The organism is Bacillus sp. JJ783 (assembly GCF_036963225.1).
GTDB lineage: Bacteria > Bacillota > Bacilli > Bacillales > Bacillaceae_G > Bacillus_A > Bacillus_A cereus_U.
On the sequence record NZ_JBALMG010000021.1, the window covers coordinates 1 to 22,988 of the forward strand.

Below are 22,988 nucleotides of genomic sequence, written 5' to 3' on the forward strand. Positions count from 1 at the left end.
GTAGGACGTCGCCAAGCAAAAACCTAAGTCGTTTCGACTTAGGTTTTTTTGTGTTTATTTTTATTTACCGAAGGTTAAAATCCATAAATTCAATAAGCCTAAAAACGAAAAAATAATGAAATAGAGGCTGTTTAAAATAATGACAATGATTTTTTGTACTCCTGATTTTCCGAATGCTCCTAAAATAATCCCTAAGATAGGAAAGATTATTTCTATCATAAGTGTATATTTTAAATAATGAGAGTAGAAAAAATGGGATGATATAAATAAGTATTCAATAATTACAGCAATTACTGCGATGGAGAAAAATAAATAGGATAATAACACAGTTATTTTTTTCACGGTTATTCCTCCTTAGAAATTAAATCGTTATAATATAAGTTCTATTGATGTATAGAACACAAGAGTGTATATATTTTAATTAAAACATACTGAAGTACCATATAAACAGTTATACGTAAAATAGATCTCTAGAAATATATATTCTAATTCCCTTTCCTTCTTGTATATAGTTGCAATTCTCCTTTTGAATATAACTAAAACACGAACGTTATCGATAACTAATAAAAAAACATTCGATTATTTATTGACATTGTTTATGAAATATTGTTAATATAGCCATAGAAACAATAATATATAAGACCTCATATAATCGCGGGGATATGGCCTGCAAGTCTCTACCTAACGACCGTTATTCGTTAGACTATGAGGGAAAGTCACTCGGTATTTTTCTATTCACAAGGGATACGTATGCCTGAGTAGAGCGCTTTCTCTCATAGTAAAAGAGAAACTGTTCTATTTCAGGCTTTTTTTATTTGAATCGGGGGGATTCTAATATGAAATCACTAGTTGGAGTCATAATGGGAAGCACGTCAGACTGGGAAACAATGAAATATGCTTGTGACATTTTAGATGAATTAAATATACCGTATGAGAAAAAAGTTGTATCCGCTCATCGGACTCCAGATTATATGTTTGAATATGCAGAAACAGCTCGTGAACGTGGATTAAAAGTTATTATTGCTGGAGCTGGTGGAGCAGCACATTTACCAGGAATGGTTGCAGCGAAGACAAATCTTCCTGTAATCGGTGTCCCAGTTCAATCAAAAGCGTTAAACGGCCTAGATTCGTTATTATCCATTGTCCAAATGCCAGGAGGGGTTCCAGTTGCAACTGTTGCAATTGGTAAAGCTGGTTCAACAAATGCTGGTTTACTTGCTGCACAAATACTTGGATCATATCATGATGACATACATGATGCATTAGAGTTGAGACGAGAAGCTATTGAGAAAACTGTGCGCGAAGGTAGTGAGCTAGTATGACGAGAATCATCTTACCTGGAAAAACAATCGGCATTATTGGAGGCGGCCAGCTTGGAAGAATGCTGGCACTGGCAGCTAAGGAGATGGGTTATAAAATTGCTGTTTTAGATCCTACAAAGCATTCACCATGTGCACAAGTTGCTGATATTGAGATTGTTGCATCTTATGACGATCTAAAAGCAATTCAGCATTTAGCAGAGATAAGCGACGTTGTCACATATGAATTTGAGAATATTGATTATAGATGTTTACAATGGCTTGAGAAACATGCGTATTTACCACAAGGTAGTCAATTATTAAATAAAACGCAAAATCGTTTTACTGAAAAGAATGCAATTGAAAAAGCGGGGTTACCGGTAGCATCGTATAGATTGGTTCAAAATCAAGATCAACTTACAGAAGCAATTAAAGAGTTATCTTTCCCTTCTGTCTTAAAAACAACGACAGGTGGATACGATGGTAAAGGGCAAGTGGTTTTAAAGAGTGAAGCTGATGTTGTGAGAGCAAAAGAGCTTACTAATAAAGCAGAATGCATTCTTGAAAAATGGGTACCTTTTGAAAAAGAAATATCGGTTATTGTAACTCGTAGTGTAAGTGGTGAAACGAAAGTCTTTCCCGTAGCGGAAAATATTCATGTGAATAACATTTTACATGAATCTATCGTTCCAGCTCGCATTACAGAAGAACTTTCTCAAAAAGCAATTATTTATGCAAGAGTACTTGCGGATGAATTAAAACTTGTGGGAACACTAGCGGTAGAGATGTTTGCTACAGCTGACGGTGAGATTTACATTAATGAATTAGCACCAAGACCTCACAACTCAGGGCATTATACGCTTGATGCATGTGAAACGAGTCAATTTGGTCAACATATTCGAGCAATCTGTAATTTACCTCTTGGAGAAACAAATTTGTTAAAACCAGTTGTCATGATTAACATTTTAGGCGAACATATAGAAGGGGTCCTAGGACAAGTGAATAGATTAACCGGGTGCTATTTACACTTGTATGGAAAAGAAGAAGCAAAAGCGCAGCGAAAAATGGGGCATGTTAATATTTTAAATGATAATATTGAAGTCGCTCTAGAAAAAGCGAAGAGTTTGCATATTTGGGACCATCAAGAACAACTGTTGGAGGGAAAAAGATGATTAATCGTTATACACGCCCTGAAATGGGTGCGATTTGGACGGAAGAGAACAAATTTAAAGCGTGGTTAGAAGTTGAGATTTTAGCTTGTGAAGCATGGGCTGAGCTTGGCGATATTCCAAAAGAAGATGTGAAAAAAATTCGTGAACATGCATCATTTGATATTGATCGTATTTATGAAATTGAAAAAGAAACACGTCATGACGTAGTTGCTTTCACTCGTGCTGTATCAGAAACACCAACATTAGGCGAGGAACGTAAATGGGTTCATTACGGTTTAACATCTACAGACGTAGTAGATACAGCTTTATCTTATATCTTAAAACAAGCAAATGAAATCTTGTTAAAAGACTTAGAAAACTTTGTTAGCATTTTAGCTAATAAAGCGAAAGAGCATAAATACACGATTATGATGGGAAGAACACATGGTGTACATGCAGAGCCAACAACATTTGGTTTAAAACTTGGTCTTTGGTATGAAGAAATGAAACGTAACGTAGAGCGTTTCAAACAAGCTGCTGATACAGTTCGCGTTGGTAAATTATCTGGTGCGGTTGGTACATATGCAAATATTGATCCATTCGTAGAAAAGTATGTTTGTGAAAACTTAGGATTAGAAGCAGCACCAATTTCAACACAAACATTGCAACGTGATCGTCATGCACATTACATGTCAACACTTGCACTAATCGCAACATCTGTTGAAAAGATGGCAGTTGAGATTCGTGGTTTACAAAAGAGTGAAACACGTGAAGTTGAAGAGGCTTTCGCAAAAGGTCAAAAAGGTTCTTCTGCAATGCCGCATAAACGTAATCCAATTGGATCTGAAAATATGACTGGTTTAGCTCGTGTTATCCGCGGTTATATGATGACAGCTTACGAGAATGTTCCGTTATGGCATGAGCGTGATATCTCTCATTCTTCTGCAGAACGCGTAATTTTACCAGATGCTACAATCGCGTTAAATTACATGTTAAATCGCTTTGGTAATATCGTTAAAAACTTAACTGTATTCCCAGAGAATATGAAACGCAATATGACAAGAACATACGGCTTAATTTACTCTCAACGCGTAATGCTTACACTAATTGACAAAGGTCTGGTACGTGAAGAAGCTTATGATATCGTACAGCCTAAAGCAATGGAAGCTTGGGAAACACAAGTGCAATTTAAAGAGCTTGTAGAAGCTGACGAGCGTATTACAAGTAAGTTAACGCAAGAAGAAATTAACGAATGTTTCAATTATGAACATCATATGCAACACGTTGATACAATCTTTGAACGCCTTGGATTAAACGAAGCGTAAAATTTCATATGGCACAGAATAGAGTCATTCTGTGCCATTCTTTATAAAAATATTATTCACATTTTTCAAACTACAGGGGGCTTGCGAAATGCAAAAGCTAGAATTGCTGTATGAAGGTAAGGCAAAAAGAATTTATCGTACAGAATCAGCAGATATGGTTTGGGTAGAGTACAAAGATAGTGCGACTGCTTTCAATGGGGAGAAAAAAGAGACGATTACAGGAAAAGGTCGTTTGAACAATGAGATTACAACTTTATTGTTCAGAATGTTACAAGAAGTAGGAATAAAAACACATTTTGTTGAGAAGTTATCTGAAACAGAGCAACTTGTAAAAAAAGTGAGTATTATTCCTTTAGAAGTTGTCACAAGAAATGTAATTGCAGGAAGCCTTTCAAAACGATTAGGAATGGAAGAGGGAACTGTACTTGCAGAACCAATCGTAGAATTTTACTTCAAAGATGATGATTTAGGAGATCCGCTTGTAACGGAAGATCATATTCGTGTATTAAACGTTGCGTCACCAGAGCAAGTAAGCGTATTAAGAGATATGGCTCTACAAATCAATCAAGTATTGATTGAGCATTTCGCAAGCTGTCGTGTAAGATTAATAGATTTTAAATTAGAGTTTGGTGTAACGGAAGAAGGAGAAATCATATTAGCGGATGAGATTTCACCAGATACTTGCCGTTTATGGGATGAAACGAGCAATGAAAAGTTTGATAAAGACGTATTCCGTCGCGATCTTGGAAATTTAACAGAAGCTTATGAAGAGATTTTAAAACGTTTAGGGGGAATTTCACATGTATAAAGTTAAGGTATATGTAACGTTAAGAGAAAGCGTATTAGATCCACAAGGAACAGCAGTAAAAGGGGCACTTCATAGTCTTTCGTTCACAGAAGTACAAGACGTTCGAATCGGAAAATATATGGAATTAACAATTGATAAATCAGTATCTGACCTTGACGCAAAGGTAAAAGAAATGTGTGAAAAACTATTAACAAACGTTGTAATGGAAGACTTCCGTTATGAAGTTGAGGAGGTTGTCGCACAGTGAAATTTGCAGTCATAGTATTCCCAGGTTCGAACTGTGATGTCGATATGTTCCATGCAATTAAAGATGAGCTTGGTGAAGAAGTAGATTACGTTTGGCACGATAGAGAGAATTTAGATGAGTACGATGCGATTCTACTACCAGGTGGATTCTCTTACGGTGACTACTTACGATGCGGGGCTATTTCTCGCTTTGCTAATGCAATGAAAGCAGTGCAAAAAGCTGCTGAGCAAGGAAAACCAATTTTAGGGGTGTGTAATGGATTCCAGATTCTTGTTGAATCAGGATTACTACCAGGAGCACTAATGAGAAATGAAAACTTAAAATTTATGTGTCGCACTGTTCAGTTACGTGTTGAAAATAACGAAACGATGTTTACATCACAATATGAAAAAGATGAAGTAATCAATATTCCAATTGCACATGGTGAAGGGAATTACTATTGTGATGAAGCGACTCTTAAACAATTAGAAGAGAATAATCAAATCGCATTCCGTTATGTAGAAAATCCGAACGGTAGCGTTTCAGATATTGCTGGTATTGTAAATGAAAAGGGAAATGTACTTGGTATGATGCCACACCCAGAGCGTGCTGTAGATGAATTGCTTGGTGGTGCTGAAGGGTTAAAAGTCTTTCAATCTATCTTAAAACAGTGGAGGGAAACATATGTCGTTAATGCTTGAACCAAATCCAACACAAATTAAAGAAGAGCGTATATATGCGGAAATGGGGCTAACAGACGAAGAGTTTGCCATGGTTGAAAAGATTCTAGGCCGTTTGCCGAATTATACAGAAACAGGATTATTCTCTGTAATGTGGTCTGAACATTGTAGTTATAAAAATTCAAAACCAGTTCTTCGCAAGTTCCCAACGACAGGTGAGCGTGTCCTGCAAGGGCCTGGGGAAGGCGCTGGAATTGTAGATATCGGTGATAATCAAGCGGTTGTATTTAAAATGGAAAGCCATAACCATCCTTCTGCTATTGAACCATATCAAGGAGCAGCAACAGGCGTTGGTGGTATTATCCGTGACGTATTCTCTATGGGAGCACGTCCAGTAGCTCTATTAAACTCACTTCGCTTCGGTGAATTACAATCACCACGTGTGAAATATTTATTCGAAGAAGTAGTAGCAGGAATCGCAGGATACGGTAACTGCATCGGTATTCCTACTGTTGGCGGCGAAGTACAATTTGATCCATGTTATGAAGGAAATCCACTTGTAAATGCAATGTGCGTAGGTTTAATTAACCATGAAGATATTAAAAAAGGGCAAGCGCATGGTGCTGGTAATACAGTAATGTACGTAGGAGCATCAACTGGTCGTGATGGTATTCACGGTGCAACATTCGCATCTGAAGAGCTATCTGAAAGCTCAGAAGCGAAACGTCCGGCAGTTCAAGTAGGAGATCCATTTATGGAGAAACTTCTTATTGAAGCTTGCTTAGAACTTATTCAGTCGGATGCACTTGTTGGAATTCAAGATATGGGAGCTGCTGGTTTAACTTCATCTTCTGCAGAAATGGCAAGTAAAGCAGGTATGGGTATTGAAATGTACTTAGATGATGTACCACAGCGTGAAACGGGAATGACACCATATGAAATGATGCTATCTGAATCACAAGAGCGTATGTTAATTGTTATAAAAAAAGGTAGAGAGCAAGAAATAGTAGATTTATTTGAGAAGTATGGTCTTGCAGCAGTTACGATGGGGAAAGTAACGGAAGACAAAATGCTTCGTTTATTCCATAAAGATGTAATGGTAGCTGAAGTACCAGCAGATGCTCTTGCAGAAGAAGCACCAATTTATTATAAGCCATCAAAAGAAGCAGCATACTTTGCTGAGTTCCAGCAGATGAAAATGGAAACACCGCAAGTAGAGGATTATAAAGAAACGTTATTATCTCTATTACAACAACCAACGATTGCAAGTAAAGAATGGGTATATGATCAATATGATTATCAAGTGCGCACAAGCACAGTTGTTACACCAGGTTCAGATGCAGCGGTTGTACGTGTACGCGGTACAGAAAAAGGATTAGCAATGACGACAGATTGTAACTCTCGCTACATTTATCTAGATCCAGAAATGGGCGGTAAAATTGCAGTAGCAGAGGCGGCACGTAATATCGTATGTTCTGGCGGGGAGCCACTTGCAATTACAGATTGCTTAAACTTCGGTAACCCAGAAAAACCAGAAATCTTCTGGCAAATTGAGAAATCAGTAGACGGTATGAGTGAAGCTTGCCGCAAGTTACAAACGCCAGTTATCGGCGGGAATGTATCAATGTATAACGAGCGTAGTGGTGAAGCTGTATATCCAACACCAACTGTTGGGATGGTTGGACTGGTACACGATTTAAAACACGTAACAACACAAGAATTTAAACAAGCTGGCGATTTAGTTTATGTAATTGGGGAGACGAAAGCTGAGTTTGGCGGAAGTGAATTACAGAAAATGATCTACGGAAAAATTTTCGGTCAATCACCAAGCATCGATCTAGATGTAGAATTAAAACGCCAAAAACAATTACTAGCAGCAATTCAAGCTGGACTTGTTCAATCTGCACATGATGTTGCAGAAGGTGGTTTAGCAGTTGCAATTACTGAAAGTGCAATTGGTGCTAACGGTTTAGGTGCTACTGTGAAATTAGATGGGGAAGCAACAGCAGTATTATTTGCAGAATCACAATCTCGCTTTGTTATAACTGTAAAACGTGAAAATAAAGAAGCATTTGAGAAAGCGGTTGAAGCAATTCAAGTTGGGGAAGTTACAAATACAAATGAAGTAAAAATTCATAATGAAGAAAATGAAGTATTACTTACAGCAAATGTAGATGAAATGAGAAAGGCTTGGAAAGGGGCAATCCCATGCTTGCTGAAATAAAGGGGTTAAATGAAGAATGTGGCGTTTTCGGAATTTGGGGGCATGAAAATGCAGCACAAGTTTCGTACTACGGATTGCACAGTTTGCAGCACCGTGGGCAAGAAGGCGCAGGCATTGTTGTAAATAATGGGGAAAAAATCATCGGTCACAAGGGGTTAGGTTTAATATCAGAAGTGTTTTCAAGAGGTGAGCTAGAGGGATTAAACGGAAAATCAGCAATTGGACACGTACGATATGCAACAGCTGGTGGAAGTGAAGTTGCTAACGTTCAGCCATTATTATTCCGTTTTTCTGATCACAGTATGGCGCTAGCTCATAACGGAAATTTAATTAACGCAAAAATGCTTCGCCGTGAATTAGAGGCAGAAGGAAGTATTTTTCAAACTAGTTCAGATACAGAAGTACTTTTACATCTCATTAAACGTAGTACGAAAGATTCTTTAATTGAAAGTGTAAAAGAAGCTCTAAATAAAGTGAAAGGTGCGTTCGCATATCTTTTACTAACTGGAAATGAAATGATTGTTGCGCTAGATCCGAACGGGTTCCGTCCTCTTTCAATTGGAAAGATGGGGGATGCTTACGTTGTAGCATCAGAAACATGTGCTTTCGATGTAGTAGGTGCAACATTCATTCGTGATGTAGAACCTGGTGAATTACTTATCATCAATGATGAAGGAATTCACGTAGATCGTTTTACAAATGAAGTAGATCATGCAATTTGTAGTATGGAGTATATTTACTTTGCACGTCCGGATTCTAATATTGCAGGTATTAACGTTCATGCAGCACGTAAAAACATGGGGAAACGCTTAGCGGCAGAAGCTCCTATTGAAGCGGATGTTGTTACTGGTGTACCAGACTCTAGTATTTCAGCAGCAATTGGTTATGCGGAGGCAACAGGCATTCCGTATGAGTTAGGATTAATTAAAAATCGTTACGTTGGACGTACATTTATTCAACCTTCTCAAGAACTGCGCGAGCAAGGGGTAAAGATGAAGCTTTCCGCAGTAAGAGGTGTAGTTGAAGGGAAACGAGTTGTTATGATTGACGACTCTATCGTAAGAGGAACGACAAGTAAACGAATTGTTCGTATGCTTCGCGAGGCTGGAGCGACAGAAGTCCATGTAAGAATTGCTTCACCACCTCTTAAGTATCCATGCTTCTATGGCATTGATATTCAAACGAGAAAAGAATTAATCGCGGCAAATAATTCAATAGAAGAAATCCGTCAAATCATCGGAGCAGATTCTTTAACATTTTTAAGTGAAGATGGATTAGTAGATGCAATTGGACGCCCATATGAAGGGAAATACGGTGGTCTATGTATGGCTTACTTCAATGGAGACTATCCAACAGCTCTTTATGATTATGAGCAAGAGCTTTTAGAAAGTATGAAATAAGAAGAAAAAAGCTTCTACTTCTTTTGATGTAGAAGCTAGCTTCTTTCTTAAAACGGCCGCCCTGGATGGGGAGAAATTAAAAGACGAGGTGTAAAAAACGATGGCGAATGCATATAAGCAAGCAGGAGTAGATATTGAAGCTGGATATGAAGCGGTATCTCGCATGAAAAAACACGTACAAACAACAATGAGAAAAGAAGTGCTAGGCGGTTTAGGCGGTTTTGGAGGTATGTTTGATCTATCAAAATTTGCATTAGAAGAACCTGTATTAGTATCTGGAACAGATGGCGTGGGAACGAAATTGATGCTCGCTTTTATGGCAGATAAACATGACACAATTGGTATTGATGCAGTAGCAATGTGTGTAAATGATATTGTTGTCCAAGGAGCAGAGCCGCTTTTCTTCCTTGATTATATTGCTTGTGGTAAAGCTGAACCTAGTAAAATTGAAAACATCGTCAAAGGTATATCAGAGGGCTGTCGCCAAGCTGGTTGTGCATTAATTGGTGGAGAAACAGCTGAAATGCCAGGAATGTATTCTACGGAAGAATACGATTTAGCTGGTTTTACAGTTGGAATTGTTGATAAAAAGAAAATTGTAACAGGTGAAAAAATTGAAGCTGGTCACGTATTAATTGGCTTAGCATCTAGCGGTATTCATAGTAACGGTTATTCTTTAGTAAGAAAAGTACTACTAGAAGATGGAGAACTATCTTTAGATCGTATTTACGGACGCTTAGAACTACCTCTTGGTGAAGAATTATTAAAACCAACGAAAATTTATGTCAAACCTATTTTAGAACTATTGAAGAAACATGAAGTATACGGTATGGCACATATTACAGGTGGTGGATTCATTGAAAATATTCCACGTATGTTGCCAGAAGGAATCGGTGCGGAAATTGAATTAGGGTCTTGGCAAGTTCAACCGATTTTTAGTTTACTTCAAGAAGTTGGAAAACTAGAAGAGAAAGAAATGTTCAATATTTTTAACATGGGTATTGGTATGGTAGTAGCAGTAAAGGAAGAAGAGGCAAAAGATATTGTTCGTCTTCTTGAGGAGCAAGGAGAGAAAGCACGTATTATTGGACGCACTGTACAAGGATCTGGTGTTACCTTTATTGAGGGAACAGAAGTATGAGTAGATTAGCAGTTTTTGCTTCTGGGAGCGGCTCTAACTTTCAATCTCTTATTAATGCGGTAGAAGAAAAAAGATTGGATGCAGATATTAGTTTATTAGTATGTGATAAACCAGAGGCACGCGCTATTGGACGGGCACATTATCACCATATTCCGTGTTTTTCCTTTTCAGCGAAAGCATATGAGTCAAAAGAAGCATTTGAAAAAGAGATATTAAAAAAGCTAGAAGAGTATGAAATTGATTATGTTATTTTAGCTGGATATATGCGTTTAATTGGAACGACTTTACTAGAAGCGTACGGCGGGAAAATTATTAATATTCATCCATCACTACTACCGAGTTTTCCAGGGAAAGATGCTGTTGGTCAAGCGTTAGAAGCGGGTGTAAAAGTAACTGGAGTAACGATTCATTATGTAGATGCAGGTATGGATACAGGTCCAATTATTGCACAAGAAGCAGTAGTTGTTTCTGAAGGGGATACGAGAGAAAGCTTACAAAAGAAAATTCAACAAGTTGAACATAAATTATATGTAAATACAGTGAATCAAATTGTTCAGTCTGTGAAAAAACCAACTGTTAACTAACATACAACCAGGGGTGAAGGATAAATGAAAAAGCGTGCATTAGTAAGTGTTTCAGATAAAACAGGAGTAGTAGAATTTGTTAAAGGTTTACTTGAACAAGGGATTGAAGTTATTTCAACAGGTGGAACGAAAAAATTATTAGAAGAAAACGGCTTACAAGTAATTGGTATTTCTGAAGTAACTGGTTTTCCAGAAATTATGGATGGCCGTGTAAAAACATTACATCCAAATATTCATGGTGGTCTATTAGCAGTTCGTGATAATGAAACGCATGTAGCGCAAATGAATGAATTAGGTATTCAACCAATTGACTTTGTTGTTGTTAACTTATACCCATTTAAAGAAACAATCGCTAAGCCTGATGTAACATTTGCTGATGCAATTGAAAATATTGATATCGGTGGCCCAACAATGATTCGCTCTGCTGCGAAAAATCATAAATTTGTATCGGTAATTGTAGATCCAGTAGATTATGATGTTGTATTAGCAGAACTGAAAGAGAATGGTGAAGTAACAGAGGACACGAAACGTAAATTAGCAGCGAAAGTATTCCGTCATACAGCGGCATATGATGCGTTAATTTCTAACTACTTAACAGAGCAAATGGGCGAAGAAAGCCCAGAAACATTAACGGTGACATTTGAGAAAAAACAAGATTTACGCTATGGCGAAAATCCACATCAAAAAGCAACGTTCTATAAAGCGCCATTCGCAGCAACTTCTTCTGTTGCATATGCAGAACAATTGCACGGTAAAGAATTATCTTACAACAATATCAATGATGCGGATGCAGCGCTTAGCATCGTGAAAGAATTTACAGAACCGGCAGTAGTAGCGGTAAAACATATGAATCCATGTGGCGTTGGGGTAGGCACGGATATTCATGAAGCATACACACGTGCTTATGAAGCGGATCCAGTATCAATCTTCGGCGGTATTATTGCAGCAAATCGTGAAATTGATAAAGCTACAGCTGAAAAGTTACATGAAATTTTCTTAGAAATTATTATTGCACCTTCGTTTTCACAAGAAGCTTTAGACGTGTTGCAAAGTAAGAAAAACTTGCGCATACTAACTGTAAATATTGAAAAGGCAACGACTGCAAGCAAAAAGCTAACTTCTGTACAAGGTGGTCTTCTTGTTCAAGAGGAAGATACGTTATCATTAGATGAAAGTGCAATTTCAATTCCAACGAAACGTGAACCATCAGAACAAGAATGGAAAGATTTAAAGCTAGCTTGGAAAGTTGTAAAACATGTGAAATCAAATGCAATTGTTTTAGCGAATGATAACATGACAGTTGGTGTAGGCGCGGGACAGATGAACCGTGTAGGTTCTGCAAAAATCGCAATTACACAAGCTGGCGAAAAAGCACAAGGTAGCGCACTTGCATCTGATGCTTTCTTCCCAATGCCAGATACAGTAGAAGAAGCAGCAAAAGCTGGAATTACAGCGATCATTCAACCAGGCGGATCGATTCGTGATGAAGATTCTATTAAAATGGCAGACGCGTATGGGATTACGATGGTGTTCACTGGCGTACGTCATTTTAAACATTAATAGAGTAATTTTAGAAATAACAAACTAGGAGCATAGCTTCTAGTTTGTACTTATTTAATTATTGGGGGATGAAATATGAATGTTTTAGTAATCGGCCGCGGTGGACGTGAGCATGCTTTAGCTTGGAAGTTTGCACAATCTGAAAAGGTAGAAAAAGTATATGTAGCGCCAGGTAATGAAGGTATGCGAGATGTTGCAACACCAGTTGATATTGATGAGAATGATTTTGATGCACTAGTCTTATTTGCAAAAGAGAATAATGTAGGCTTAACTTTCGTTGGACCAGAAATTCCACTTATGAATGGAATCGTTGATCGTTTTAAGGAAGAGGGACTTCGTGTATTTGGGCCTAATAAAGCGGCTGCTGTTATTGAAGGTAGTAAAGCTTTTACAAAAGAATTGATGAAAAAGTATGATATTCCAACTGCGGCATATGAAACTTTTACAGACTATGAAGAGGCAGTAAAGTACATTCAAAAAGTTGGTGCGCCGATCGTAATTAAGGCAGATGGGTTAGCTGCTGGTAAAGGTGTAACGGTAGCAATGACGCTTGAAGAGGCATTGCAAGCTGTGAAAGAAATGCTACAAGATGTGAAATTCGGCGCAGCAAGCAAGAAGGTCGTTATTGAAGAGTTTTTAGATGGACAAGAATTTTCATTAATGGCATTTGTAAATGGAACAACTGTACATCCGATGGTAATTGCTCAAGATCATAAACGAGCTTTTGACGGCGATAAAGGTCCTAATACAGGCGGAATGGGCGCATATTCTCCAGTACCGCAAATTCCGGAGTCAGCGGTTCAAGAAGCGATTCAAACAGTATTACATCCAACTGCTAAAGCGATGATCCAAGAAAATCGTTCGTTTACAGGAATTTTATATGCGGGGCTTATTTTAACGAATGATGGTCCAAAGGTAATTGAGTTCAATGCACGCTTTGGTGATCCTGAAACGGAAGTTGTATTACCACGCTTAGAAAATGATTTAGTTGATGTATGTAACGCTGTATTAGATGAAAGTGAATTAACGTTACAATGGTCAAAGGAAGCAGTTATTGGTGTCGTACTTGCTTCGAAAGGATATCCAGAAGCATATAAAAAAGGTGAAATTATTAACGGATTAGATGCACTGCAAGATGTGATTGTTTTCCATGCGGGTACAGCGATGAAACATGGTGACTTTGTAACAAACGGTGGCCGTGTATTATTTGTTGCTTGTAAGGCGAATAGTTTACAAGAAGCGAAAGATAAGGTCTATAAAGAAATCGGTAAAATTGAGAGCGATGGTTTATTTTACCGAAGTGATATAGGATATCGTGCAATTGGTCATGAGATGACGAGAAGCTAATGTATAAAAAATCCCGCTGATTTCTCAGCGGGATTTTTATGCATCTTTATCTTTTTTTAATTTCCCTTTTTGCTTTGCCATTTCTCGAAGTAAATACTCGATGTGTGCATTGACGCTACGAAACTCATCATTCGCCCATTTTTCGATGACTGCGTGTAATTCAGGATCAATACGTAATGGAAAGCTTTTCTTTTTGGCCATAATCACTTACAACCTTTAGTATAGGCTTCCTGTATTAATAACTGGTTGCGCACCTTTATCTGAAACGATGGCAACTAATAAATTGTTCACCATATTTGCTTTACGCTCGTCATCGAGTTCCAGTACGCCTTCTTCATCTAACATATGGATTGAATCTTTCGCCATCTTCACAGCACCTTCAACAATCTCTTTTCTAGCAGCTAATACTGCTTTTGCTTGTTGACGTTGGAGCATTGCATGGGCAATTTCTGTTGCGTAAGCTAAATGTGTTAAACGAGTTTCTAATACTTCTACGCCAGCGATTTCAAGGCGTGCTTCTAACTCACGCTTTAATTCTTCAGAGATTTCTTCAGTATTTCCTCGTAACGTGATACAAGTTTCATCTTGGAAATTATCATAAGGATATTTTGTAGCAACGTGGCGAATTGCTGTTTCACTTTGAATTTCTACGAATCGATCGTAATGCTCAACACCAAACATTGCTTTTGCAGAATCAACAACTTTATATACGATAACGGCTGCAATTTCAATTGGATTTCCCTCAACATCGTTTACTTTTAATTTTTTACTGTTAAAGTTTTCTACACGTAAAGATACAGTTTGACGAAACGCGAATGGAATTGTTAAAAATAAACCATTTTGACGAATTGTTCCTAAATAACTACCGAAAAACGTAATTACTTTTGCTTGGTTGGGTTGAACGATACCAATACCTGTCGCGAGAACCGCGGCTAAAATAATAGTTAATGCTGCTACTATGAAAATTTCTTGTACAAGGCAAAATGCACCGATAGCGGCTAAAATTAAAATCCCGATAATACCGAGAAAACCATTTACATAAAATACTTGTTTTTCTTTCATATGATCGCCTCCTGATATAAAAATGATATCACTTTTATATCATTACATGCAAGGTTTTTATACCTAATTTTCTGAATTTTATTAATTGATTTATGTACGTTTTAGGGATGAAACTCCAAAAAGATAAGAATATATGTTCTGTTTTGTGATAAAATAAAGAAGACTTAGCCGCCCACTGCAGCAGCTAAGTCTCTTTGAGAGCATCTTGCATCGTGACAAATGATTCAAAGCGGTTTTGCCAGGATTAATTCTTCAATCGCTGACTCAATCTCTTTGTCAGAAGTGTCATAACTTCCATTTGACTTTGGTTTGTCATGACTGGAAGCTTGCTTAACTTCCTCTTTATTATGGCCTTTTTCAGTAAAGTTCATGCTAGGCATTTTAAATGCGCTCATATTCATATATTTTCCAAACTTACAGGATTCAACAATAGGGCAGAAACGAACGATTCCCTCCGCAATTTTCATGGCACCAATCCATAGCAAAACTTTAGACCAAGTGCACCAAGGTTTACGTACGAGTTTAGCTGTACTACAACCGAAGAGGATAAGTCCGAGTGTAATTCGAATTAGAGCACTAATTGTGCCGATGTTTTGCTTCATTAGAAAAACACTCCTTTTTGATGAACTTCGAAATAGAAATACTATTTCATTTGTTAGTATTCCGTATAAGCTTTTTGATATGTAATCCAACATTTGACGTTGAAAAAGATGTTGGATTAGGCGTGTGTGTAGGTAGCTTTTTTTGTTATAATGAAAGAATGCGTAAAAGGAAGTTCAAAAAGTCCGGTAAAGATAGCTGTCGCATTTCATCGTTGCATGCGCCAGTCCGGTACTCATGTAGGAAAAACTACATTCCGTTCCTCCTGGCGAATGCGCCTCGACCTGCTCGGCTCTCTATATCCTCCTTTTTGAACAAATATAGTAAGGAAGTTCAAAAAAACTGGTAAAGATAGCTGTCGCATTTCATCGTTGCATGCGCCAGTCCGGTAAAGATATAGCAAGGAATTTAAAAACTCCTGATAAAAATTAACTGTTATTTTGAACAGAAATATAGATATAACTAGAGAAAAGAAAGGGTGTTTTCATGTACGATATTTCCAAATGGAAACATGTATTTAAGCTTGATCCAAATAAGGAGTTAAGTGACGAACATTTAGAAATGATTTGTGAATCTGGAACGGATGCTGTTATTGTCGGCGGAAGTGATGGAGTTACAATTGATAACGTATTACACATGCTAGTTAGCATTCGTAGATATGCAGTTCCTTGTGTGTTAGAGGTTTCTGATTTGGAAGCAATTACACCGGGATTTGATTTTTATTACATCCCAAGTGTTTTAAATAGCCGAAAAGTAGAATGGGTAACAGGTGTTCATCATGAGGCATTGAAAGAATTTGGGGATATTATGGACTGGGACGAGATTTTCATGGAAGGGTATTGTGTTTTAAATCCAGAAGCGAAAGTAGCCCAGCTTACAGATGCAAAATGTGATTTAACAGAAGATGATGTTATTGCATATGCACGTTTAGCAGACAAGTTATTACATTTGCCTATATTCTATTTAGAATATAGCGGGACGTATGGAGATATTGAACTTGTTAAAAATGTAAAAGCAGAATTGAAGCAAGCTAAGCTATATTATGGCGGTGGTATTTCTAATGCAGAACAAGCGAAAGAAATGGCACAGTATGCTGATACAGTAGTTGTTGGAAATGTTATTTATGATGATATAAAAGCTGCGTTAAAAACAGTTAAAGCAGTAAAAGGAGAGTAGGTGCAGGCGCATATGAGTACGACAGATAGGTTATTAAATGGTTTAAATCCGCAGCAACAAAAAGCAGTACAAACAACAAATGGACCACTTCTATTAATGGCAGGCGCAGGTAGTGGGAAAACACGTGTGTTAACACACCGTATTGCGTATTTACTTGGTGAAAAAGGTGTGGCGCCATGGAATGTACTAGCAATTACATTTACAAATAAAGCTGCTCGTGAAATGCGTGAGCGTATTGATAAACTTGTTGGACCAGAGGCAGAAGATATTTGGATTTCTACGTTCCACTCTATGTGTGTACGTATTTTACGACGTGATATTGACCGCATTGGGATTAATCGTAACTTCACGATTTTAGATGCAGGTGATCAGTTAACTGTAGTAAAGAAAATTATGAAGGAGCGCAATATTGACCCGAAGAAGTTTGAGCCGCGCTCTATTTTAGCGGGTATTAGTAATGCGAAAAATGAACTGTTATCTGCAGATAAATATGCAAAAAAAATTACAATGGCTGATCCATATGAAAAATTAACGAGCGATGTATATACAGAATATCAAAAACGTCTTTTGAAAAATAACTCATTAGATTTTGATGATTTAATTATGACGACGATTCAGCTATTTGAACGTGTTCCAGAAGTACTAGAGTTCTATCAGCGTAAGTTCCAATATATTCACGTTGATGAGTATCAAGATACGAACAAAGCCCAGTACCTTCTTGTTAAACATTTGGCATCACGTTTTAAAAACCTTTGTGTTGTTGGTGATTCGGATCAGTCTATTTACCGCTGGCGCGGGGCTGACATTTCTAACATTTTGTCATTCGAAAAAGACTATGAGAATGCACAAGTTATTCTGTTAGAACAAAACTATCGTTCATCACAAAATATTTTAAATGCAGCTAATGCCGTAATTGAAAAAAATTCAAACCGTAAACCAAAGAAATTATGGACAGACAATCAAATTGGAAGCAAAATCTCGTATTATCGTGCTGCAACCGAAAAGGACGAAGCGTATTTTGTTGCGAAAAAAATTCGTGACGATATTCAAATGGGGAACCGAAAATATACTGATTTTGCAGTGTTATATCGTACAAATGCCCAGTCTCGTATGATTGAGGAGATTTTCCTAAAATCTAATATCCCTTACAAAATTGTCGGCGGTACTAAGTTCTATGATCGTAAAGAGATTAAAGACATTTTGGCGTACTTACGTTTAATTGGGAATCCAGATGATGAGATTAGTTTCGCGCGTATTATTAACATGCCAAAGCGCGGGATTGGTGCGACTTCTATCGATAAAATTATTAATTATGGTGTGCAAAACGGAATCTCATTAACTGCTGTATTTGATGAGATTGAGCATGTTGGTGTAAGTGCAAAAATAACAAAAGCAGTAAAAGAATTCGCAAGTTTATTACACAACTGGGTAAATATGCAAGAGTATTTATCTGTTACAGAATTAGTAGAAGAAGTTATTGAAAAGACAGGCTATCGCGATATGCTGAAAAATGAGCGTTCTTTAGAAGCAGAAGGTCGTTTAGAAAACTTAGACGAGTTTTTATCTGTTACACAAACATTTGAATCTCAAAGCGAAGATAAGAGCCTTGTTGCATTCTTAACAGACTTAGCTCTTGTTGCTGATATTGATCGTGTAGATGAAGATCCAACTGCTGGTGAAGAAGTTATTTTAATGACTATGCACTCAGCAAAAGGGTTAGAGTTCCCAGTTGTCTTTATTGTTGGCTTAGAGGAAGGGATATTCCCGCATACTCGTTCTCTTATGGAAGAGGATGAAATGCAAGAAGAGCGTCGTCTTGCCTATGTAGGTATTACTCGTGCAGAGGAAGAATTATATTTATCCAATGCGCAAATGCGTACTTTATTTGGTAGAACAAGTATGAATGCAGCATCCCGATTTATTACAGAAATCCCGGCAGAACTAGTAGAACCATTAAATGAAACAGCACCGAAGCGTGAAACTTCGTTTGGTGCAAAAGGAAGAACGACAAGCGCAACGACAACACGTTCTCGCTCAGCTTTCGTGCGTCCGGCTGTTAAGACGACAGGTGGCGAGCAAATTGGATGGGCAGTAGGCGATAAAGCTTCCCACCAAAAATGGGGAGTCGGTACAGTTGTAAGTGTGAAAGGTGAAGGTGATGCAAAGGAATTAGATATTGCGTTCCCAAGCCCAATTGGTGTTAAACGTTTATTAGCAAAATTTGCACCTGTGACGAAACAATAGGAAAGGACTGAGGATATGTCAAAAGAGATAACCAAAAAACGTATAGAAGAACTGCGTGATTTGTTAAATACATTTAACTATCAATATCACGTATTAGACAATCCTTCTGTTTCTGATGCGGAATATGACCGTGATATGCAGGAGCTTATGAAATTAGAAGCAGAGAACCCTGAATTTGTAACGGAAGACTCCCCCTCTATTCGAGTTGGGGGAGCTGTACTTGATATATTTGAAAAGGTAACGCATAAATCACCGATGTTAAGTTTAGGTAACGCATTTAATGAAGGAGATTTGCGTGATTTTGACCGAAGAGTACGTCAAGGAATTGATGATACGAATGTAAGATATATATGCGAATTAAAAATTGACGGACTTGCTGTTTCACTTCATTATGAAAAAGGACGCTTTATTCAAGGTGCAACACGTGGTGATGGTGTAACGGGTGAAGATATTACCCAGAACTTGAAAACGATTAAAGCAATTCCACTTCGATTAAATGAAGAAGTAACGTTAGAAGCGCGAGGCGAGGCTTATATGCCGAAGCGTTCATTCGTTAAATTAAATGAGGAAAAAGAGCAAAATGGTGAAGATGTATTTGCGAATCCACGTAATGCGGCAGCAGGATCGATACGCCAACTTGATCCGAAAATTGCAGCGAAGCGTAACTTATCTATGTTTGTGTATGGTCTTGCTAATGTAGAAGAAAAAACAATTCCATCCCACAGTGAATCGCTGGATTTCTTAGGTGAGCTTGGATTTAAGACGAATCCAAATCGTCGTACATGTGAAACAATTGAAGATGTAATAGCGTATGTAGCAGAGTGGCAAGAAAAACGTCCGCATCTTGATTATGAGATTGATGGAATCGTTATAAAAGTAGACGATGTTGCTATTCAAGAAAGCTTAGGAACTACAGCAAAGAGTCCAAGATGGGCAATAGCTTATAAATTCCCAGCTGAAGAAGTTTTGACGAGATTAACAGGGATTGAATTAAGTGTCGGCCGCACAGGGGTTGTAACACCAACTGCGGAGCTCGAGCCAGTTAGAGTGGCTGGTACTATTGTTCGTCGTGCTTCTTTACATAACGAAGATTTAATTCGTGAAAAGGATATTCGAATTGGTGACTACGTTGTTGTGAAAAAGGCTGGAGATATCATTCCTGAAGTTGTGAACGTTATTTTTGATAAGCGTACTGGTGAGGAAGAAGAATATCATATGCCAACGCATTGTCCAGCATGTGAGAGTGAACTTGTTCGTTTAGAAGAAGAAGTAGCACTTCGATGTATAAATCCGACTTGTCCAGCTCAAATTCGTGAAGGATTAATCCATTTCGTTTCAAGAAATGCAATGAATATTGATGGACTTGGAGAACGTGTAATTACACAACTCTTTGATGCGGATTATATTCGTACGTTTGCTGATTTATATTCATTGACGAAAGAGCAATTATTACAACTAGAACGTTTCGGTGAAAAATCAGCAACAAATTTAGTACAAGCAATTGAGAATTCTAAGGAAAACTCATTAGAGCGATTATTATTCGGTCTTGGTATTCGCCACGTCGGTGCGAAAGCCGCACGTACATTTGCTGAGCATTTCGAAACGATGGATGAGCTTGTGAAAGCAACGGAAGAAGAACTAAAAACAATTAACGAGATTGGTGAAAAAATGGCTCAATCCGTTGTAACGTATTTCGATAATGAAGACGTATTAGAGCTATTACAACAATTTAAAGAGTATGGCGTGAACATGGCATACAAAGGTATAAAAGTTACTGATCTACAAAATGTTGAATCGTACTTTGCAGGAAAAACTGTCGTCTTAACAGGGAAATTAGAAGTTATGGGCCGCAGTGAAGCGAAGAAGAAGATTGAGGCATTAGGTGGAAAAGTAACAGGAAGTGTTAGTAAAAGTACGGATTTAGTTGTTGCTGGTGAAGCTGCTGGTTCGAAATTAGCGCAAGCAGAGAAGCACAATGTTGAAGTTTGGAATGAAGAGAGGTTCTTACAAGAGCTGAATAAGTAAGAGGTGCAAACTTACGATGAAAAAAATAGCGTTAGCGGTATTAAGTCTTAGCCTACTTGTAAGTGGGTGTAGCATGGGTTCCAACAAAGATGAAAAAGCAGTTGAGAAATCAGGGAAAGCGAAAGAACAAGCGGTTATCCCGAAATACTCCATTTCGGATGAATATTATAAGACAACGGTTCCGTTTGATCCAGGTAAGGCACGTGGTTTAGTTGTACAAGGTTTAAATAGTCGTTTAGATATAGATGAATTTGAAACAGGACTAATGCGCATTGCCAAGGAATCATTTAGTACGAAAGATTATTTCTTTAAAGGCGGAAAGGTTCTAGATGCTCAAACTATACAAATGCTTGTAAAAAGAAAGCGTACAGATGCTGAACAAAAAGAGCTAGAGGATAAGTTGAAAAAAGATGCAGTTAAATTTCCGAATATCGGACTGAATCCAGCCTTAAGTGAAGGTTCGGAGTCACTAGAAGTGAAAAATAAAAAAAATCCAATGTATATCTCAAATATTTTAGAGCATGATTACTACGTACAAAAAGGTGAGAACGATGTTGAACCTGATGGCATTGTAATTGGATTAGCGATGAATTCTATTCAATATTATGAGGAAGAGCATGGGTATCCACGTGAAGCTGCAATCCCAGATGAAAAAATGTTAGCTGAAGGGAAAAGAATGGCACAAGAAATCTTGAAAGTCATGCATCAAAAAAACGCTAACACAAAAAATGTTCCGATAACATTTGCAATTTATCGTCAAGGTCCAAAGTCTTCACTTGTGCCAGGGAATTTTGTTTCTTATGCTAAGGTAGAAAAAGGTAGTGAAACGGTTGAGGATTGGAAAGCAATCAATGAGAAATATTATTTGTTCCCGTCTGAACAAGCAAAAGCGGATAATAAACGTGAAGACCTTGCAAGGGTGTCAAACTTTAAAGCGAAGTTAAGTGAGTATTTCCAAGGTGATTATACAGCTGTTATCGGTACTGGAATGTATAGAGATGATGAATTAAAAGAAATGAAGCTCGATATTCCTGTCCAATTCAATGGGAAAGCTGAAGTAATTGGTTTTACACAATATGTAGCTGGACTTGTTATGGAATACTTCCCGAATTATATGAAAGTACAAGTAACAATTAAATCTGTAGAACGTCCAGAAGCAATTATTATACGTGAAGCGAAGCAAGATGAACCATTTGTGAAAATTTTAGATTAAAGATGAGAGCTGTCCATAAAGGAACAGCTTTTTTTTCTGAAAAATTTTGTTATAATTTTAAATGTTATAAATAAAGGGGTAAGGGGCAAAATCATGGAAGAACTAAGCTTTCAAGTCATTATTTTATTAATTGCATTCGGGTTTTTAGCTGCTTTTATTGATTCGGTTGTTGGAGGGGGAGGACTAATTTCGCTTCCTGCACTTATGTTTGTTGGTTTATCACCAGCTTCGGCAATCGCAACGAATAAATTAGCTGCAACGATGGGGACGCTTACGAGTACAATTTATTTTATTCGATCAGGCAAGGTGGATTTTCGGATTGTAGGAAAGTTAATCCCGTTAACTATTATTGGAGCAGTCGCAGGTGCTTTAGTAGTAAAGTTTATTCCGCCTGATATCTTGCGTCCACTAGTACTCGTAATGTTGGTTTTTATTGCTATTTTTATTATTGCAAAAAAAGATTGGGGAAGTGCATCTACCTATAAAAAGATGACAAAAGGAAAAACATTAATATTTTTCTTAGTTATTTTAATGATAGGGTTTTATGATGGTTTTTTTGGACCGGGGACAGGATCCTTTTTAATTTTTGCATTTTTATTAATTGGTTTGGATTTTATTCAAGCGGCAGCATCTGGAAAACTTTTGAACTTCGTTAGTAATATCGTATCTTTAATTACTTTTTTATTTTTAGATGTGATTCATTTTGAATACGGTATAATTATGGGATTATCAATGATTTTAGGTGCTTATTTTGGATCGAAGTTTGCAGTTCAAAAAGGTGTTGGATATGTAAGGACTTTATTTTTATTAGTTACTATTTTATTAATCGGGAAAAATGTTTTGGAATATACTCATATTTTTTAGATTCATACGTATGTATGAATCTCTTTTTTTTCATTATATTTTAAAAATTTATTAATTTTT

The 22,988-nt window shown here is 37.4% G+C and carries 21 protein-coding genes and 1 riboswitch; of the genes, 17 read left to right on the forward strand and 4 right to left on the reverse strand.

The features are described from left to right. Positions 1 to 60: 60 nt before the first annotated feature. Complete coding sequence (locus tag V7038_RS04985) at positions 61 to 342, reverse strand: hypothetical protein (protein ID WP_002113466.1); 282 nt, start codon at positions 340 to 342, stop codon at positions 61 to 63. 282 nt (positions 343 to 624) lie between these two features. Then, positions 625 to 726: riboswitch (purine riboswitch) on the forward strand. Positions 727 to 836: 110 nt separating this feature from the next. On the opposite strand from V7038_RS04985, the gene purE reads away from it, so the two are divergent. The 12 genes from purE to purD all read left to right on the forward strand — a co-directional run bounded on the left by purE (position 837) and on the right by purD (position 13,744). Further along, positions 837 to 1,322, forward strand: a complete 486-nt coding sequence (gene purE, locus V7038_RS04990) for a 5-(carboxyamino)imidazole ribonucleotide mutase (protein ID WP_002113467.1) — start codon at positions 837 to 839, stop codon at positions 1,320 to 1,322. Beyond that, positions 1,319 to 2,470 carry a 5-(carboxyamino)imidazole ribonucleotide synthase gene (purK, locus tag V7038_RS04995; protein WP_335469371.1) on the forward strand — a complete coding sequence of 384 codons (1,152 nt, stop codon included), beginning with the start codon at positions 1,319 to 1,321 and terminating at the stop codon, positions 2,468 to 2,470. The genes purE and purK overlap by 4 nt, the downstream gene beginning before the upstream one ends. After that, positions 2,467 to 3,774 (forward strand): adenylosuccinate lyase, encoded by a 1,308-nt coding sequence (purB, locus tag V7038_RS05000; RefSeq protein ID WP_002091361.1) that lies wholly within the window; start codon positions 2,467 to 2,469, stop codon positions 3,772 to 3,774. Before purK ends, purB begins: the two co-directional genes overlap by 4 nt. An 88-nt stretch (positions 3,775 to 3,862) precedes the next feature. Beyond that, entirely contained in the window at positions 3,863 to 4,582 is a 720-nt protein-coding gene (gene purC, locus V7038_RS05005; RefSeq protein WP_002113472.1) for a phosphoribosylaminoimidazolesuccinocarboxamide synthase, read from the forward strand. Further along, positions 4,575 to 4,829 carry a phosphoribosylformylglycinamidine synthase subunit PurS gene (purS, locus tag V7038_RS05010; protein WP_000278821.1) on the forward strand — a complete coding sequence of 85 codons (255 nt, stop codon included), beginning with the start codon at positions 4,575 to 4,577 and terminating at the stop codon, positions 4,827 to 4,829. Before purC ends, purS begins: the two co-directional genes overlap by 8 nt. Next, complete coding sequence (gene purQ / locus V7038_RS05015; protein ID WP_000666771.1) at positions 4,826 to 5,509, forward strand: phosphoribosylformylglycinamidine synthase subunit PurQ; 684 nt, start codon at positions 4,826 to 4,828, stop codon at positions 5,507 to 5,509. Before purS ends, purQ begins: the two co-directional genes overlap by 4 nt. Continuing rightward, on the forward strand, positions 5,493 to 7,712 hold the full coding sequence (gene purL / locus V7038_RS05020) for a phosphoribosylformylglycinamidine synthase II (protein WP_002113473.1): 2,220 nt from the start codon (positions 5,493 to 5,495) through the stop codon (positions 7,710 to 7,712). The genes purQ and purL overlap by 17 nt, the downstream gene beginning before the upstream one ends. After that, positions 7,697 to 9,112 (forward strand): amidophosphoribosyltransferase, encoded by a 1,416-nt coding sequence (gene purF, locus V7038_RS05025; RefSeq protein WP_002113477.1) that lies wholly within the window; start codon positions 7,697 to 7,699, stop codon positions 9,110 to 9,112. The genes purL and purF overlap by 16 nt, the downstream gene beginning before the upstream one ends. A gap of 100 nt (positions 9,113 to 9,212) precedes the next feature. Beyond that, positions 9,213 to 10,253 (forward strand): phosphoribosylformylglycinamidine cyclo-ligase, encoded by a 1,041-nt coding sequence (gene purM / locus V7038_RS05030; protein WP_002113478.1) that lies wholly within the window; start codon positions 9,213 to 9,215, stop codon positions 10,251 to 10,253. Further along, positions 10,250 to 10,837, forward strand: a complete 588-nt coding sequence (purN, locus tag V7038_RS05035) for a phosphoribosylglycinamide formyltransferase (RefSeq protein ID WP_002113480.1) — start codon at positions 10,250 to 10,252, stop codon at positions 10,835 to 10,837. The genes purM and purN overlap by 4 nt, the downstream gene beginning before the upstream one ends. A gap of 24 nt (positions 10,838 to 10,861) precedes the next feature. Beyond that, positions 10,862 to 12,397 (forward strand): bifunctional phosphoribosylaminoimidazolecarboxamide formyltransferase/IMP cyclohydrolase, encoded by a 1,536-nt coding sequence (gene purH / locus V7038_RS05040; protein ID WP_002113481.1) that lies wholly within the window; start codon positions 10,862 to 10,864, stop codon positions 12,395 to 12,397. Positions 12,398 to 12,472: 75 nt separating this feature from the next. Then, positions 12,473 to 13,744 carry a phosphoribosylamine--glycine ligase gene (gene purD / locus V7038_RS05045; RefSeq protein WP_002113482.1) on the forward strand — a complete coding sequence of 424 codons (1,272 nt, stop codon included), beginning with the start codon at positions 12,473 to 12,475 and terminating at the stop codon, positions 13,742 to 13,744. A gap of 36 nt (positions 13,745 to 13,780) precedes the next feature. Here purD and V7038_RS05050 read toward each other — a convergent pair whose 3' ends face one another. From V7038_RS05050 to V7038_RS05060, 3 genes are all read right to left on the reverse strand, one after another. After that, positions 13,781 to 13,945: a toxin-antitoxin system HicB family antitoxin gene (locus V7038_RS05050; protein ID WP_001085171.1), complete on the reverse strand. Its 165-nt coding sequence runs from the start codon at positions 13,943 to 13,945 to the stop codon at positions 13,781 to 13,783. A 15-nt stretch (positions 13,946 to 13,960) separates the two neighbouring features. Next, positions 13,961 to 14,806, reverse strand: coding sequence for an SPFH domain-containing protein (locus tag V7038_RS05055; protein ID WP_002113483.1), 846 nt, complete (start codon positions 14,804 to 14,806; stop codon positions 13,961 to 13,963). A 224-nt stretch (positions 14,807 to 15,030) separates the two neighbouring features. Further along, positions 15,031 to 15,408: a YgaP family membrane protein gene (locus V7038_RS05060; RefSeq protein WP_002113484.1), complete on the reverse strand. Its 378-nt coding sequence runs from the start codon at positions 15,406 to 15,408 to the stop codon at positions 15,031 to 15,033. A 484-nt stretch (positions 15,409 to 15,892) separates the two neighbouring features. Here V7038_RS05060 and V7038_RS05065 point away from each other — a divergent pair, with 484 nt between their 5' ends. From V7038_RS05065 to V7038_RS05085, 5 genes are all read left to right on the forward strand, one after another. Then, on the forward strand, positions 15,893 to 16,582 hold the full coding sequence (locus V7038_RS05065; RefSeq protein ID WP_002113485.1) for a heptaprenylglyceryl phosphate synthase: 690 nt from the start codon (positions 15,893 to 15,895) through the stop codon (positions 16,580 to 16,582). Between the two features lie 12 nt (positions 16,583 to 16,594). Continuing rightward, on the forward strand, positions 16,595 to 18,826 hold the full coding sequence (gene pcrA, locus V7038_RS05070; RefSeq protein ID WP_002113486.1) for a DNA helicase PcrA: 2,232 nt from the start codon (positions 16,595 to 16,597) through the stop codon (positions 18,824 to 18,826). 15 nt (positions 18,827 to 18,841) lie between these two features. After that, on the forward strand, positions 18,842 to 20,851 hold the full coding sequence (ligA, locus tag V7038_RS05075; protein WP_002113487.1) for an NAD-dependent DNA ligase LigA: 2,010 nt from the start codon (positions 18,842 to 18,844) through the stop codon (positions 20,849 to 20,851). Positions 20,852 to 20,867: 16 nt separating this feature from the next. After that, positions 20,868 to 22,064 carry a CamS family sex pheromone protein gene (locus V7038_RS05080; RefSeq protein ID WP_002113489.1) on the forward strand — a complete coding sequence of 399 codons (1,197 nt, stop codon included), beginning with the start codon at positions 20,868 to 20,870 and terminating at the stop codon, positions 22,062 to 22,064. Positions 22,065 to 22,157: 93 nt separating this feature from the next. After that, positions 22,158 to 22,928, forward strand: a complete 771-nt coding sequence (locus tag V7038_RS05085) for a TSUP family transporter (protein ID WP_002113490.1) — start codon at positions 22,158 to 22,160, stop codon at positions 22,926 to 22,928. Positions 22,929 to 22,988 lie beyond the last annotated feature (60 nt).